Annotated in this window: 14 protein-coding genes; 10 read left to right on the forward strand and 4 right to left on the reverse strand. The window is 44.7% G+C overall.

Annotated features, from left to right (window positions below; translation table 11 throughout):
- The first annotated feature begins 178 nt into the window (after positions 1-178).
- The 5 genes from DXX94_RS10915 (at position 179) to DXX94_RS10935 (ending at position 7144) form a co-directional block, all read left to right on the forward strand.
- Positions 179-2071, forward strand: a complete 1893-nt coding sequence (locus DXX94_RS10915; protein ID WP_116015833.1) for a putative nucleotidyltransferase substrate binding domain-containing protein — start codon at positions 179-181, stop codon at positions 2069-2071.
- Positions 2072-2088: 17 nt separating this feature from the next.
- Positions 2089-2847, forward strand: coding sequence for an exonuclease domain-containing protein (locus tag DXX94_RS10920; protein ID WP_116015835.1), 759 nt, complete (start codon positions 2089-2091; stop codon positions 2845-2847).
- A gap of 177 nt (positions 2848-3024) precedes the next feature.
- Entirely contained in the window at positions 3025-4923 is a 1899-nt protein-coding gene (acs, locus tag DXX94_RS10925) for an acetate--CoA ligase (protein ID WP_116015837.1), read from the forward strand.
- A 296-nt stretch (positions 4924-5219) separates the two neighbouring features.
- Positions 5220-6254, forward strand: a complete 1035-nt coding sequence (locus tag DXX94_RS10930; RefSeq protein WP_116015839.1) for a DcaP family trimeric outer membrane transporter — start codon at positions 5220-5222, stop codon at positions 6252-6254.
- Positions 6255-6610: 356 nt separating this feature from the next.
- Positions 6611-7144 carry a sel1 repeat family protein gene (locus DXX94_RS10935; RefSeq protein ID WP_116015841.1) on the forward strand — a complete coding sequence of 178 codons (534 nt, stop codon included), beginning with the start codon at positions 6611-6613 and terminating at the stop codon, positions 7142-7144.
- 216 nt (positions 7145-7360) lie between these two features.
- Here DXX94_RS10935 and DXX94_RS10940 read toward each other — a convergent pair whose 3' ends face one another.
- The 4 genes from DXX94_RS10940 to dbpA form a co-directional block, all read right to left on the reverse strand.
- Positions 7361-7621: a YdcH family protein gene (locus DXX94_RS10940; RefSeq protein WP_115998610.1), complete on the reverse strand. Its 261-nt coding sequence runs from the start codon at positions 7619-7621 to the stop codon at positions 7361-7363.
- 127 nt (positions 7622-7748) lie between these two features.
- Positions 7749-8183 carry a GNAT family N-acetyltransferase gene (locus tag DXX94_RS10945; RefSeq protein WP_116015843.1) on the reverse strand — a complete coding sequence of 145 codons (435 nt, stop codon included), beginning with the start codon at positions 8181-8183 and terminating at the stop codon, positions 7749-7751.
- A 192-nt stretch (positions 8184-8375) separates the two neighbouring features.
- A complete protein-coding gene (locus DXX94_RS10950; RefSeq protein WP_116015845.1) occupies positions 8376-10757 on the reverse strand; it encodes a Tex family protein in 2382 nt (793 codons plus the stop codon).
- A 175-nt stretch (positions 10758-10932) separates the two neighbouring features.
- Complete coding sequence (gene dbpA / locus DXX94_RS10955) at positions 10933-12318, reverse strand: ATP-dependent RNA helicase DbpA (protein WP_116015847.1); 1386 nt, start codon at positions 12316-12318, stop codon at positions 10933-10935.
- Positions 12319-12510: 192 nt separating this feature from the next.
- Between dbpA and DXX94_RS10960 the strand changes: the two genes are divergently transcribed.
- From DXX94_RS10960 to DXX94_RS10980, 5 genes are all read left to right on the forward strand, one after another.
- Positions 12511-12990, forward strand: a complete 480-nt coding sequence (locus DXX94_RS10960) for an NYN domain-containing protein (protein ID WP_116015849.1) — start codon at positions 12511-12513, stop codon at positions 12988-12990.
- A gap of 26 nt (positions 12991-13016) precedes the next feature.
- A complete protein-coding gene (gene greB / locus DXX94_RS10965; protein WP_116015851.1) occupies positions 13017-13490 on the forward strand; it encodes a transcription elongation factor GreB in 474 nt (157 codons plus the stop codon).
- Positions 13491-13581: 91 nt separating this feature from the next.
- Positions 13582-14127, forward strand: a complete 546-nt coding sequence (locus DXX94_RS10970; RefSeq protein ID WP_116015853.1) for a CIA30 family protein — start codon at positions 13582-13584, stop codon at positions 14125-14127.
- A 26-nt stretch (positions 14128-14153) separates the two neighbouring features.
- Positions 14154-14369 carry a TIGR02450 family Trp-rich protein gene (locus tag DXX94_RS10975; RefSeq protein WP_116015855.1) on the forward strand — a complete coding sequence of 72 codons (216 nt, stop codon included), beginning with the start codon at positions 14154-14156 and terminating at the stop codon, positions 14367-14369.
- A gap of 74 nt (positions 14370-14443) precedes the next feature.
- A complete protein-coding gene (locus tag DXX94_RS10980; protein ID WP_116015857.1) occupies positions 14444-15133 on the forward strand; it encodes a flavin reductase family protein in 690 nt (229 codons plus the stop codon).
- Positions 15134-15159: the final 26 nt, after the last annotated feature.

Below are 15159 nucleotides of genomic sequence, written 5' to 3' on the forward strand. Positions count from 1 at the left end.
AGTAGGCGGTTTTAGATTGTTGTTGGGCCTACCTTGAGCTAAACACTAGCAAGGAAGTTTTCGCTGAGATATTCAACTTTAGTCTAGGTTGGCGTGAAAACCGTTGACCACACCGCTGTGCTCGCCTAAAAAAGAAAAGGTAATAGCGAGTGGCAGATACTAATAAGGTAGGCAAAGTATGGATAACGAACTCAGTGAAATTTATGCCTTTATTGGAGGGATCGCACCGTTTGAGCAAGTACCACTTGAGCGTATCATTAAGCTCGTCAGCCATATCAATATTTGCTACATCACCCAACATCAGCAATTGCCAACTGATAAATTAAATGCAAACAGTGCCCCGAGTTTTTATATTGTGCGTAAAGGGGCGCTTAGCTATGTAAAAACAGAAGTCGCTAGCGATTGCCAGCAAGACCAAAGCCAAGACAAGGAATTGATAGGCAAATATGGCGAAGGCGATATCTGTACGGTATTTTGCTATCCAGATAAATATCCAGATATTGAGGTGATTGCCGAAGAAGACTGTCTACTCTACTGTATTGAAAAACAAGCCTTGCTAGATTGTTTCAGTGATACCCCCGCCATTATTCACTTTTTTGAGCAATCAGCAGCAGAGCGGCTAAAAAACCAAGTCACCGCCTTGCATGAGCAGGCCATGGTGGACGCGACATTAGCCAATACCGGGATCGACCAGCTGTATCAATCGCCAGCCGCTACGATTAAGCTCAATAGCAGCATCAGCGAAACGGCACAAAAAATGACGGAATTAGGTTTTTCCTGCCTTGTGGTAGTTGATGCGGCGAACAAAGTATGTGGCATAGTCACCGACAAAGACTTTCGTCGCCGTTGTATTGCCCAAGGGATTGATCCCAATGAGCCAATTAGCGCGATTATGACCGCTGACATCACCACCATGGACGTTAGAAATACTGCCTTTAACGCCCTGATCACTATGACTAGCCGCCATATTCACCATTTGCCAATTACCGATCAAGGCCAACTGTGCGGTATGCTCACCATTACCGACCTAATGTATTTTGCTGAGCAAAATGCCATTAGTTTGACCAGTCAAATTCATAAATCAAGCTCGGTCGATGAACTGGTTGAACTCAGTCAGTTGTTGCCTAAGCTTCAGATCAGAATGGCAAAACTTGGCATACCCGCTGAGCAAGTGGGGAAAAGTGTTAGTGCAATCACCATGGCAATTACCATTCGCTTAATTGAAATTGCCGAGCAGCTATACGGCCGAGCACCTGTACCTTTTGCTTGGGTAGCGGCAGGCTCGCAGGCTAGACAAGAGCAAATGGCACAATCAGATCAAGACAACGCGCTGATTATCGACAATAGCATGCAACCAGAGCACGCCCCTTGGTTTGAAAAGCTTGCCATCTTTGTGTGTGATGGATTAGCCAAATGCGGTTTTATTTATTGTCCGGGTGATATTATGGCAACCAACCCGAAATGGCGACAAACTGAAGCAAAATGGCAGCAATACTTTCATACTTGGATAAATTCGCCTGATCCAAAAGCACTGCTCCAATGCAGTGTTTTCTTCGATTTAACCACCATATACGGTGACACCACCTTGCTCGCTCGCCTGCAGCGACAAACCTTGGCGCGAACCCAAAAAGCGAGTTTGTTTATTGCCCATTTATCGAGAAATGCACTGCAATTCAAACCACCGTTAGGCTTTTTCCGCGATTTTGTATTGATTTCCAATGGTGACAATAAGAAAACCATGGATCTAAAGCACAATGGCATAGCACCGATTGTTGATTTAGCCCGTATTTATGCGCTGCAACAAGGCATTAGCGCAGTAAACACCATAGAGCGTTTGCGCCAAGCGGCAGGCACCCCGGCACTCACCAAGGCATCCGCCGACAACCTAATTGATGCTTTCGAATTTTTAACCACACTTAGGCTTAGTCATCAGGCAAGCCAATTAACTCATGGTCACAAAGCTGATAACTATTTATCTCCCAAGGAGATTTCTAAGCTTGAGCGGGAGCATTTAAAAGATGCGTTTAAAGTAATTAAAACACTGCAAGATAACCGTCAGGCGGTTTACTGATAGGACTTAACAGGCCAATGGAACAAGGTAAATTCTGGAGCGCTGATTTTTTTAGCCTAAACCCTTTTAGCTTAAACAAGCGACGTGAACGCCTAGCGCGCAAAGTGCCCAATGGCACGTTAAAAGACTTTCTCTCGATCCCCTTTCCCGAGCCAAGCCTAGCTATTAGGGAAGTTCCTTTGCTCGCGTTAGACTTTGAAACCACCGCGATGTCAGCACAATCCGGTCAACTGCTGAGTGTCGGATTTGTCGGTATTGAACAGCTCAGCATAAGACTTAGCTCAAGTGAACATTATCTTGTGAAGCCTGAGACTAGCGGGCTAGAGAGCAAATATTCAAGCTCAAGATCAAGCATTGAGACAAACTCAGAGACGGTTGTTATTCACCAAATCACTGAGCAAGAATCACAACAGGGCGAGCCGCTGGTATCAGTCATTGAACGACTACTAACCGCCATGGCAGGCAAAGTAATGATCGCCCATTACGCCAAAATCGAACAAAGCTTTTTAGCTAAAGCCTGTAAGCTACTGTATGGCTATGAACCAATTTTTCCGGTGATTGACACCTTAGCCCTTGCCAAAAGGCGTTTAGATAGCAAACAAATTGCCTATGACCCGTCAGAACTGAGACTCACCAATTTACGTGATAGTTACCAACTGCCTAGCCATTATGCCCACAACGCGTTAAATGACGCAGTCGCAACTGCCGAGCTGCTGTTGGCTGAAATTGCCCATCATCACCTACCCAGCACACCACTAGCGAAATTACTGCGCTAAGCTTTTGTTTAAAAAGCTTATATAAGTAACTGCCAGTCATAAACAATCAACTTTATACGACTAAAGTCTAAGCCGATTTTGCCCAGAGTTAGACTTAGGTCTAATTCCTAAGTCGGTCAACTCTCTCTACCTTAAAACCATAGCGATAAAACAGCATTCAACAGGCAGAGAATTACTATGACGACAACTAAGCCAAATGACTTATTTCACCCGAGCGCAGAGGTGGTTGCCCAAGCGAACGTTCAAGATTACGAAGAAACTTATCTGCGCTCAATTGAAGATCGCGAAGGCTTTTGGGCAGAGCAAGCCGACACCCTAAGCTGGTATAAAAAGTGGGATAGTGTGTTAGATGAGTCTAACGCGCCATTTTACAAGTGGTTTGATGGTGGTGAGATTAATATCGTCGACAACGCCATCGACCGTCACCTTAATAACGCCAATCGCAATAAGATGGCAATTATTTGGGAAGGTGAGAACGGCCAAGTGCGCAATTTTTCCTACAACGGCTTAAACCGTGAAGTTTGCCAATTCGCCAATGTGCTAAAAAGCATGGGCGTGAGCAAAGGCGATATCGTGACCATTTACATGCCTCAAATACCTGAGTTGGTTTTTGCCATGCTCGCCTGCGCCAAAATTGGTGCCGTGCATTCAGTGGTTTACGGTGGTTTTAGTACCGAAGCCTTGGCATCGCGCATTGATGATGCGCAATCACGCGTATTGATCACTGCCGACGGTGGCTGGCGTCGCGGTAAAGCGATTGACCTAAAATCTATCGCTAACGATGCCATGATGCGTTCACCCAGCATTGAAGTCTGTATTTGCGTCAAAAATAACGAGCTTGATGTGGAAATGGAACCAACCCGCGATTTTTGGTTGCACGACTTAAAAGCACTACCTATCGCCAGCAGCAAGTGTGAAACTGAGCAAACTTCGGCGGAAGATCCGCTCTTTATTCTTTATACCTCAGGCACTACAGGTAAACCTAAAGGCATGCTACATACCCATGGTGGCTACGCCGTTTACACTTCGACCACCCATCGCATGGCGTTTGATATTAAGCCGCAAGACCGCTGGTGGTGTGCTGCTGATCCCGGCTGGATAACGGGTCACAGCTATATTGTTTATGGACCACTGATTAATGGCGCCACTATTATGTTGTACGAAGGTGCGCCCAACTACCCTTACCCAAATCGTTGGTGGCAAATTATTGAAAACTACGGCATCAATATTTTGTACACCTCACCGACAGCAATTCGCGGTCTAATGCGCTTCGGTGATCGCTGGCCGCAAAAACATGATTTATCTAGCTTGCGTTTACTCGGCAGCGTTGGTGAGCCGATTAACCCAGAAGCGTGGCGCTGGTATCACCATGTCATTGGTCAAGATAAATGCCCAATCATCGATACTTGGTGGCAAACCGAAACTGGCGGTTTTATGATTTGCCCACTGCCAATTACGCCATTAAAACCTGGCTCGGCCACTAAACCTTTCTTTGGCAATGAAATGACCATTGTTGATGACGATGGTAATGAAGTCGCTGCCAATGAAGAAGGCAAGTTAGTCATTAGCAACCCTTGGCCGGGTATGGCACGCACCATCTTTAAAGACCCTGAACGCTACCAAGATCTGTACTGGAAGCAAACTGACGACGGCAGTTGGCGGTACCTTGCGGGCGATAGCGCGAAAAAAGATGAAGACGGCTATATCTGGGTCATTGGCCGTATGGATGAAGTACTTAAAGTCAGTGGTTATCGCTTAGGTACTGCAGAAATTGAAAGTGCCTTAGTCAGTCACCCAGAAGTGAGTGAAGCCGCAGCCGTTGGCCTACCACACGAGCTAAAAGGCAACGCCATTCACACTTATGTCATTTTGAAGCAAGGGATTGCACCATCAAAAGACCTAGCACTAGCGCTCAAAGAACATGTCGCTCATGAAATGGGCAAAATCGCGACGCCAGAAGCGGTTGAGTTCGTGGAAAGTTTACCTAAAACGCGCTCTGGCAAAATTATGCGCCGCGTCCTTAAAGCCCGTGCGTTAGGGCAAGATGAAGGTGACCTTAGTACCTTAGAAGAATAGTACTTTGGAAGAGTAGCACCTTAGAAGAATATAACCTTTAAGGAATAGCACACCTACAAGAAAACACTGGCGCAATAACGATAACCAAACCCAACCATGTGCTTCGATATTGCGCCCGTTATCTCAACCGGTATGTCTTAATTCTTTAACACGGCAAAACTGAACAAAAGAGCCAGAGCAAATAACGATAAAAGCAATTAAAACAGAAGCTAAAACAGTTAATTACAACAAGCAACTTAGCCCCTAGATTGATTCAACAAGCCAAGTCTCGGTGCTAATAGTAACGGGAGATCAAGATGAAAACGTCTAACAAGTCACTACTCGTGGCAGGCATTCTTGCGGCCTCATCACAGGCAAACGCAGGGTTTGAAATAAAAATTACTGACAAAGATAGCCTGACATTCGGCGGCTATATCAAACTCGACGCAAGGTATGTCGATGGCAACGTTAACAGTATTACCAATGACTATTGGGTCGGCGCAGGTAATGTTGGTGATATTTCAAGATTTAGTTTTAGAGCAACGGAAACGCGTTTCAATACGAAGTATGTTCACGGCGATATTACCGGCTTTATTGAAATGGACTTTCACGGTGGTGGTGGCAACGAAATTGTCTCTAACTCATCGAACCCTCGTATTCGTCACGCTTTCATTAAGTACAAAGATTTCTTAGTAGGGCAAACTTGGTCAACCTTTGTTAACACCAGTGCCCTGGCGGAAGCTGCTGATTTTGCCGGCCCACTCAACTCTGTTGCCTTTATCCGCCAAGGGCAAATTCGATACACCTATGGTGGCTTGCAAGTGGCCATTGAAAACCCAGAATCCGATCGCGGTGACTCTAGCCAAGATTCTGTACCTGATGTTATCGCCAAATACACCTTCTCGGGCGACTGGGGTAATGTGACAGTAGCTGGGCTAGCACGTCAGCTTAATACGGTTGGCGGTAACTCAGAATCTGCCTTTGGTTATGGTATTGCGGGTAAAGTAAAAACCTTTGGTCGCGACGACATTAGATTCCAGTTCCATGGCGGCGAAACAGGTCGTTACGTTGGTGTTGTTGCCGCCCGTGACCTCGTTGGCGAAGAAGTAGAAGAGTCCACTTCCTTTATGGTTGCCTACCGTCACTTTTGGGTTGATGACTACCGTACCAACGTATTCTATGGCAAAACAACCACAGATGTTGCCGACGCTAAGCGTATTCACTGGGGTATCAATATTTTTAACAACTTTACTAAGCAACTTTCGTGGGGGTTTGAAGTAGGTAACTTTGAACAAAAAGATTCAAATGCAGACTCTGACTACGCGCAGTTTTCGGTGAAATACGTGCTTTAAAGCAGGCCATGCCTAACAAGATTATTTTAGGTGACGAGATAACCGAGCACTGTTAGTCTGCGCTTATCTCCTCACCTCTTTTCAAACACCAAAAACCTTCTACTCAAATCAGCATATTAACTGATTCAACATTAGAATCTTCAACCAAATAATTCCTTAAGTGCGCTTACCCGCTAACATTTAATCAATTTGACCAAATATTGAATCACCGCCTAAGCCAAGCGTTTTATCACGCTATCCATAGAAAATATATTTACTTACATTTCAATTACTTAAAAAATAATTTGTGATTGGCACAACCTTTGTAACACTTTGTGCAACTTAATAAGTATTACATTTACTGACAGGGAATCACCATGAACAAATTAGCCAGCATCTTTTTAGGTTTAGCTATCAGCAGCACATCTGTATTTGCCAGTGCTAACAATGCCAATTTGATTGAAGTCGATACTTACAAAGCCGAATACCAATCAGCATTAGATTTATACAAAGCGAAAGACTACGAAAAAGCGTTATCAGCATTAGAAATAGTAGCTAAGCGCGGTGAAAAACAAGCTCAATATATTTTGGGTACTATGTATTTAAACAGCCAAGGCACAGAGCAAGATTTACTGAAAAGCTACGCGTGGTTATCCGTTGCTAATGAGCAAAAGTCTAAACATTGGAAGAAACCTCTAGCCATGCTAGATAAAAAATTACCAGCAGATTATTTAGCCTTAGCAAAAGAGCAGGCAAAAGATTATCAAGCTCAGTACGGTGCGAAAGCACAGAAAATGAAATGCCGTAATACCAAAACCTTAGGTTCGAAAAAGCCAACGCACTTATGTACAAAAACAGAAGTAAAAGACGGCTTTTACTACGCTAGTAACCAAGCGCTAGCTGCTAACTAAAGGGCACCGTATAACCCAATCACTAGTTGTATTGATATCTCTGGATCAATAGTGACGTTTGCCCTAGCCTCCCAACCGGCTAGGGCTTTTTTATGCCTATATCAATAAGGATTGGCATAAAAAAAGCTACCCGAAGGTAGCCTAGCACAATGCTAAATTTCAAAGTTGCTTACTTACAAGGTTGGGAAAGCATAGAGGATAAAATATGGCTGAATGTTAGGCCGTAGCTACATCAGACTCATGCTTTTTCAGCATGGTAAATAAGGCATCTTTCAAGTGTAAGCGTTGCTTTTTCTGCTGCTCTAAATATTCATCCGAGGTATTTTCAACTCCCTGCTCAATGCGAATCACCTCGTGATCAAGCTCGTGGTATTCCTTAAATAAGCGCGCAAAATGAGCATCATTCATCTTCAAATGGCGGATAGCGTCTTTAAACTCAGGAAATTCATGATGCAAATCGTGCTTTTCATTAAACATAATTCAACTACTCCTAGTTAGGCTCAAAATTAGTAACGATTGGGAGGAGCATAAGTCCTTAATCGATAATTTCAGTTTACGCCGAGTAGCACGTAGGACTTTGATCTAGCACAAATTATCATGGTTATCAATTGGCTAAATAAACGTCAGGATCACGAATTTGCATCAAAGATTTTGACTCGTTTTCATCAACAGAATTAAAGCCAAACTTTTCGTATAAGCTATGTGCGTCTTGCGTTGCTAGCATAAAACGACGCAGTCCCTGTAAATCCTCATGGCTAACGATATGTTCAACAAGGTACTTGCTTAAGCCTTTACCACGTTCACTTTCCCGCACAAAGACATCTGCTAGATAAGCAAACGTGGCTTTATCAGTGATCACTCGCGCAAAAGCGAGCGTTTGGTCTTGTTGGTTAAGCACTGCAAAGCACAGCGAATTAGCTAGCGCTTTGTGTAATGTTGTTGCTGGCATTCCTTTTGCCCAATAACTGCTTGAGATAAAACCGTGTATGACCTCAAAATCCATCTCATTTAATTGGCAACTAATACGATAGCCATTCATCAGGGTACTCCTCTCGATAGGTTATTATCAGTCTTTGTTCGGCTGATGAATTAAGTTAGATACCCTACGAAAACCAAGGTGTTATGTAAAGTTGCTATGTAAATAGTTAATGCTTTGAAAAGTAAGGAATAGTGAAGTGATCATTCCTTGTTTGAAAGACCACTTCACTGAGTTCGCGCTAATTGGCGTGGCTTATTTTTTTAATTTGGCAAATGCATCAGCAAAGGCATTACCCATCGCAGCATTTGCGGGAGCCTTTTCTTTGCGTGGCTTATGCTTTGCACTACCTGCTTTATGCTGTGGTTTGCCATTTGGGTTACCCTGATGTTTACGGCTAGGTTGCGCGTGATGAACCGCGTTACCTGCCTGCCCCTTACCTGCACTTTTAACTTCATCATCTAAGCGCATGGTAAGGTTAATACGCTTGCGCTCAACATCACACTCCAACACTTTCACTTTAACCACATCGCCCGCTTTCACTACCTCACGCGGATCGCTAACAAACTTGTTAGTCAGTGCTGAAATATGCACTAAACCATCTTGGTGGACGCCAATATCAACAAAAGCACCAAAGTTAGCAACGTTTGAAATCACGCCTTCGAGTATCATACCCGGCTTAAGATCGGCAAGGCTTTCAACCCCTTCTTTAAACTGCGCCACTTTAAATTCTGGGCGCGGGTCACGACCGGGCTTGTTTAACTCGTCGATAATATCGTTAAACGTTAACTCACCCACGGTATTAGCTGGCAGATTTTGATAATTGGCCTGTGATAACAAGGTCTGGTTGGCAACCAGCTCATCAACTTGGGTTTGTAATTGGCGAATAATGGCTTCAACCACAGGGTAACTCTCTGGGTGAACCCCGGTATTATCTAGCTTGTTGTCACCTTCACGAATACGCAAAAAGCCTGCCGCTTGCTCAAACGCTTTCGGCCCTAAACGCGCTACTTTTAATAGTTGACGGCGATCGCTAAAGCGACCGTGCTGATCACGATAATCAACAATATTCTGCGCGATAGTTTTGGTTAAGCCCGCTACCCGTGCAAGCAATGATGGCGAGGCACTGTTGACATCAACCCCGACCGCATTTACGCAATCTTCAATCACATCATCAAGCGATGCCGTTAATGCGCTTTGGCTGACATCATGCTGATATTGCCCCACACCTATGGCTTTCGGATCAATTTTAACCAACTCTGCTAAGGGATCTTGCAAGCGACGAGCAATAGAAACCGCGCCACGAATAGAAACATCTAATTCAGGGAATTCAGCCGCCGCCAGCTCTGATGCTGAGTACACAGAAGCGCCTGCTTCGCTCACCATCACTTTAGTTGGTTTGTGCTGTTCAAACGCCGCGATCACTTCACCGACAAGTTTGTCAGTTTCTCGCGAGCCGGTGCCATTACCAATGGCGATCAGCTCAACTTTTTGCTGACGCGCTAAGTTCACCAGTGTACGCATTGATTTATCCCAATTATTTTGCGGTGCATGTGGGTAAATCGTCGCGGTTTGTACGAGCTTGCCGGTTTCATCAATGACCGCCACTTTACAGCCTGTGCGCAGCCCAGGGTCAATGCCCATAGTCACTTTTGCACCAGCTGGTGCTGCCATCAATAAATCAGTTAAGTTGCTGGCAAATACTTTGATTGAAGCAAGCTCGGCTTGCTCGCGCAAGGCACCAAAAAACTCGGTTTCAAACTGCCCTGATAACTTGGTTTTCCAAACTTGTTGGATTAATGTGCCAATAAACTTTGCCGCCGCTTGATTTGATAAACGCAAACCAAAATGCTGAGCAATCACATCGTGTGCTGAGCAGTAACTTTTACTATCACTGTTTGGGTCAACATCAATGCTTAAGCGCAAGAAACCTTCGTTCTTACCACGTAGCATAGCTAACATACGATGCGCAGGTACTTTAGTGAGTACTTCATGATGAGCAAAGTAATCACGATATTTCGCCGCTTCATGCTGTTTGGCTTTGACCACTTTGCTGACTAAGTATGCTTGTTTTTTCAGATGACTACGCAGTTTCGCCAGTAGCTCAGCATCTTCACCGCTGCGCTCTGCCCAAATACTCACCACGCCAGCTAACACTTCTTCGCTAGTGGTAAAACCTTTATCGACATTCTCTTCGTTAGCAGTGAGAAAAGCTTGCGCCGCTTGCTCTGGCACTAAATTGAGATCAGCAAAAAGTTGATCCGCTAACGGCGCGAGCCCTGCTTCAATAGCAATCTGCCCTTTAGTGCGGCGTTTTGGCTTGTACGGTAGGTACAAATCTTCCAGTCGGGTTTTGTTGTCAGCTTGCTCGATGGCTTGGCGCAAGGTATCGGTTAATTTACCTTGCTGCTCAATATTGGTTAACACTACTTGGCGACGCTCTGCCAACTCGCGCAAGTAGACTAGTCGAGTAGACAGGTTGCGCAAATGACCATCGTCTAAACCTTGCGTTGCTTCCTTACGGTAACGGGCAATAAAAGGCACAGTTGCGCCATCATCTAACAATTGAATAGCCGCGTTGACTTGCGCTGGTTTGACTTGCAGTTCGCGGGCGATTTGGTGAGCAATCTGGCTCATAGAAAACCTTTGAAAATTTTGAACATATGTTCGTGTAAACGAAATATTGCTGAAAATTATATACTCAATTAACGGCAATATGCTTGCTTGATAACATTAATGCGCAGAGCGAATGTCATGCGCAATTTAGCCTAAAATCTTTGCGAAAGTAAAATATGGCTAAAGTAAAATATGACTAGCGCAAAATGCGGGCACGAAAATTACGGCCTTTCATTTTGCCGTCGCTAATTTTTTTCAGCGCCGCCTTAGCGACTTTGTTGCCAACCGCCACGTAGGCCTTAACATCCAATACCTGAATTTTGCCAATTTGATCGCCAGCAATACCTGTTTTCCCCGTTAGGCCCCCGACAATATCGCCAGGGCGCAACTTATGCTTTTTACCGCCATCAATTTGTAATGTGGTCATGTTTGCTTTCGCGGGCGATTGGTCTAGTACACTACTATCGGGCAGCGGCAAAGTATTAATGGTGATTTGCTGATAGGTTTCAATATCGGCGATGCGGCGTGTGTCTTTGTCACAATAAATTGAACAGGCAATACCCTTTTCGCCAGCGCGCCCTGTGCGGCCAATGCGATGCACATGCACTTCTGGATCTGGCGTAATATCGTAATTAATCACCGCTTCAAGTTCATCAATATCCAAGCCTCGGGCAGCAACATCGGTAGCAATCAGCACTAAGGCGCTTTTATTAGCGAAACGGATCAAGGTTTCATTGCGCTCGCGCTGCTCTAAATCGCCATGCAGCGCGAGTACGCTAAAGCCAAAATCACGCAGCCCCTGCTCTACGGTTTGTACCGCGGCTTTGGTATTGCAAAAAATCACGGTTGAGGCTGGATTATGGGCAAGCAGCAAGCGCCTTACCGCCTCTAATCGGTCATCATTACTGTCCACCTGATAAAACACTTGTTCAATGGTGCTAGTTTGGTGCACCGACTCCACCTTAATATGCTCAGGTTTGCGTAAATATCGACTCGCAATTGCCTTGATCTTGTCAGGGAAAGTGGCACTGAACAGCAGCGACTGTTTGACCACAGGGCAATAATCAATAATCGCATCGAGTGATTGTTGAAAGCCCATTTCTAACATGCGATCTGCTTCATCGAGCACCAGCATATTCAAATGTGTTAAATCCAATCGCCCTTTGCTAAGGTGATCTTCGATGCGACCCGGCGTGCCAACAATAATATGCGCGCCATGCTCTAACGAGCCAATTTGTGGGCCTATCGGCATGCCACCACATAAAGTCAGCACTTTAATATTGTGGATCGCACGTGCCAGTTGGCGAATTTCTTTTGCCACCTGATCGGCAAGTTCACGAGTTGGACACAACACCAAACTTTGTACGCGAAACTTTTTCACATCCAGCTTATTCAGCAACCCTAGTGCAAATGAGGCGGTTTTACCTGAGCCCGTTTTGGCTTGGCCAATCACATCTTGGCCCGCCAAAATCAGCGGTAAGCTTTGCGCTTGAATGTCGGTCATTTCGACATAGCCTAAGGTGTCTAAATTAGTTAACAATGGTTTTTTCAACGGCAAGGTTGAGAACTTGGCTGACTGCAAATCGATGCCCTTTTAAAAGTGGTTTGGGTATATAACTGTTAGAGCCTAATTGTATCAGCTAGTGGCCACATGCGCTGTGTTTATTCTGCTAGCAATTTCGCTATCAGCCCCATATTCAATTCGACTATCGACTGCACTCAATATAGGCTCAATAACCGTTAAAAAACTTCATTAACCTGATGACCGCTCCTCATGATAAAAACCGCGATTTTCGTTGACGTACAAAATATCTACTACACTACTCGCCAAATTTATGGCCGTCAGTTTAACTATCGCGCATTTTGGCAGCAGCTTAGCCAAGGCCACGATATTCAGCTCGCCAATGCCTATGCAATACAGCGCAGTGATGATCAGCAACACAAATTCCAAACAGCACTAAAACACATAGGTTTTAACGTCAAACTCAAGCCCTTTATTCAGCGGGCAGATGGCAGTGCCAAAGGCGATTGGGATGTCGGCATTACCATAGATATCATGGAAGCCGCGGCTGAACTTGGGGTTGATAAAGTGATCTTATTATCCGGCGATGGCGACTTTGATTTACTGATGCACCATATTCGCGATAAACATCAAGTGACAACCCAAGTGTTTGGCGTTGAGCAACTAACCGCCAATACCCTAGTTAATGCGGTTGATAGCTTTACCGCAATTGATGATAATTTACTGTTATAACTGCTTTTAAGATAAACTCGGCACCCATGCGAAAATCAAATTACATTACCCGTGAAGGCTATGAACGCCTTGATCGCGAACTGAAATACCTGTGGAAAGACGAGCGCCCAAAAGTGACCAAAGCGGTTTCTGAGGCCGCAGCACTGGGTGATCGCAGTGAAAATGCCGAATATATCTATGGCAAAAAACGCCTCAGAGAAATTGACCGCCGCGTGCGCTTTCTAAGTAAACGCCTTGAAGACCTGCAAATCGTTTACCCTGAAAAACAGCAAGAAGGCAAAGTGTTCTTTGGCGCTTGGGTCAAGCTGATTGATGAAGACGATAACGAGTTTACCTATCGCCTTGTCGGAGTTGATGAATGGGACGTTAAAAAAGGCGAAATTAGCATTGATTCACCCGTCGCCCGCGCATTGATCGGCAAACAAGTTGATGATGAAGTGGTAGTTAAAACCCCCGAAGGCGAACGTTATCTCGAAGTGATCGAAATCTGGTATAAGTAAGCAGTCAACAAGGGAGCGTTGAACTTTCCAAGCACTCTGCGCGTAAAACAGTATTAGTAAAAAGCTCAAGGCTTCATTTGGAGCTATCGTAATGAAATTTTTCAAGGTACTTGTTTTGCTTGCAGCATTTCCGTCACTAGTTTTAGCGAATGACATCCTTTTTGACAATATCGAAACCAAGCATTGGCAGACCATTAACGACTCTGTGATGGGCGGTATTTCTACCAGTCGTTTTTACCATGAATTTGGTTATGGCGTGTTTGAAGGTGATGTGTCACTGGCAAATAACGGCGGTTTTGCCTCGATCAGGCGTGTTATTTCACCAGATTTCAGCAACGGGGGCGTGGTTCGCTTGGTTGTAAAAGGTGACGGCCGCAAATATCAATTCCGGCTCAAGACGCACGACGTTTATCAAGGTGCTGCCTACGTTGCCGAGTTCACCACCAAACCCAACCAATGGCAACAACTCAGCTTTACCGAAGATGATTTTAGGCCACGCTTTCGTGGACGCGATATTCAAGATGCACCACCACTTAAATTTGGCGATGCCATACAAGTTGGCTTGTTAATTGGCGATAAAACCGCGGGCAAGTTCAAACTGCAAGTGCAAGCCATTGAAGTGCTTGAAGCTATCTAATCAGTTGTTAAAGCGCATTCTCGAGCATGAATCAAGTTGCACCACGTAAGTTGCTCCATTCGAAATGGACGCACACCCAACCTGTGAATAAAGAAAAGCACTTTGCCGTGACTAAGGTTGAATTTGATGAAGACGGCAAAGTAATCCTTTGTGAACTGCAAGCGGTGATGAGTAAACGCATTCAAGCGATTAATTGGCGCGATCTAAAAGACTCAACAACATGGCGTCAGGGTTGGCAGTAAATATTGGCCATGCTCGACATCAGTAAACCACAACAGTAAGCAAGGTATTGAGACAGCAATAGGTATAGGCAGTAATGAAAACATTTGAACATGATGATTTAAACAATTTAGAGCACAGGTACCGCGCTCGACTGATCAACAGCTTGTCTGGCTTTAAGAGTGCTAATCTTATTGGCTCACAAGACGCTGACGGTCAGCTAAATCTCGCTATTGTTAGTTCAGTTGTTCATTTAGGAGCAAACCCGCCACTCATTGGGTTAATCATGCGCCCAAACTCAGTGCCACGCCATACCTTTTCAAATATCACTGAAACTGGCCTGTTTACCGTTAACCAAGTGTCAGCAGAATTTTGGCAAGCAGCACATCAAACTTCAGCGCGTTATGCACAAGAGCAAAGTGAATTTGATTTAGTCGGCCTGAGCGCTGAGTTTCTTGCCGATTTCGACGCCCCTTTTGTTGGTGAAAGTCAGCTAAAATATGGTGTTAAGTTAATTGATATTAAGCCAATTGAAGCCAACAACACGGAATTTATTATTGGTGAAATACAACAAATTCACGTAGCTGAAAATGCCCTACGAGCTGATGGTTATCTCGATATTGAAACCATTGAAACAGTGGCTATTTCAGGGTTAGATAGTTACCACGTTACTCAAAGGCTATCGCGTTTAAGCTATGCCAAACCTGATAAACCAGTGAGTAACCTAACGCTAGATGGCCAACAATCGGCACCATTTGATGGGCAATTTGCGATTGTCGAAAACTAACCAGAAAAATTAAAACCTATTGGCGA

It is taken from the genome of Thalassotalea euphylliae, from assembly GCF_003390375.1.
Classification (GTDB): domain Bacteria; phylum Pseudomonadota; class Gammaproteobacteria; order Enterobacterales; family Alteromonadaceae; genus Thalassotalea_F; species Thalassotalea_F euphylliae_A.

Coding starts and splice junctions, on each gene's coding strand:
- DXX94_RS10915 (WP_116015833.1), top strand. CDS start 179: ATGGATAACGAACTCAGTGAAATTTATGCCTTTATTGGAGGGATCGCA.
- DXX94_RS10920 (WP_116015835.1), top strand. CDS start 2,089: ATGGAACAAGGTAAATTCTGGAGCGCTGATTTTTTTAGCCTAAACCCT.
- acs (WP_116015837.1), top strand. CDS start 3,025: ATGACGACAACTAAGCCAAATGACTTATTTCACCCGAGCGCAGAGGTG.
- DXX94_RS10930 (WP_116015839.1), top strand. CDS start 5,220: ATGAAAACGTCTAACAAGTCACTACTCGTGGCAGGCATTCTTGCGGCC.
- DXX94_RS10935 (WP_116015841.1), top strand. CDS start 6,611: ATGAACAAATTAGCCAGCATCTTTTTAGGTTTAGCTATCAGCAGCACA.
- DXX94_RS10940 (WP_115998610.1), bottom strand. CDS start 7,621: ATGTTTAATGAAAAGCACGATTTGCATCATGAATTTCCTGAGTTTAAA.
- DXX94_RS10945 (WP_116015843.1), bottom strand. CDS start 8,183: ATGAATGGCTATCGTATTAGTTGCCAATTAAATGAGATGGATTTTGAG.
- DXX94_RS10950 (WP_116015845.1), bottom strand. CDS start 10,757: ATGAGCCAGATTGCTCACCAAATCGCCCGCGAACTGCAAGTCAAACCA.
- DXX94_RS10960 (WP_116015849.1), top strand. CDS start 12,511: ATGATAAAAACCGCGATTTTCGTTGACGTACAAAATATCTACTACACT.
- greB (WP_116015851.1), top strand. CDS start 13,017: ATGCGAAAATCAAATTACATTACCCGTGAAGGCTATGAACGCCTTGAT.
- DXX94_RS10970 (WP_116015853.1), top strand. CDS start 13,582: ATGAAATTTTTCAAGGTACTTGTTTTGCTTGCAGCATTTCCGTCACTA.
- DXX94_RS10975 (WP_116015855.1), top strand. CDS start 14,154: ATGAATCAAGTTGCACCACGTAAGTTGCTCCATTCGAAATGGACGCAC.
- DXX94_RS10980 (WP_116015857.1), top strand. CDS start 14,444: ATGAAAACATTTGAACATGATGATTTAAACAATTTAGAGCACAGGTAC.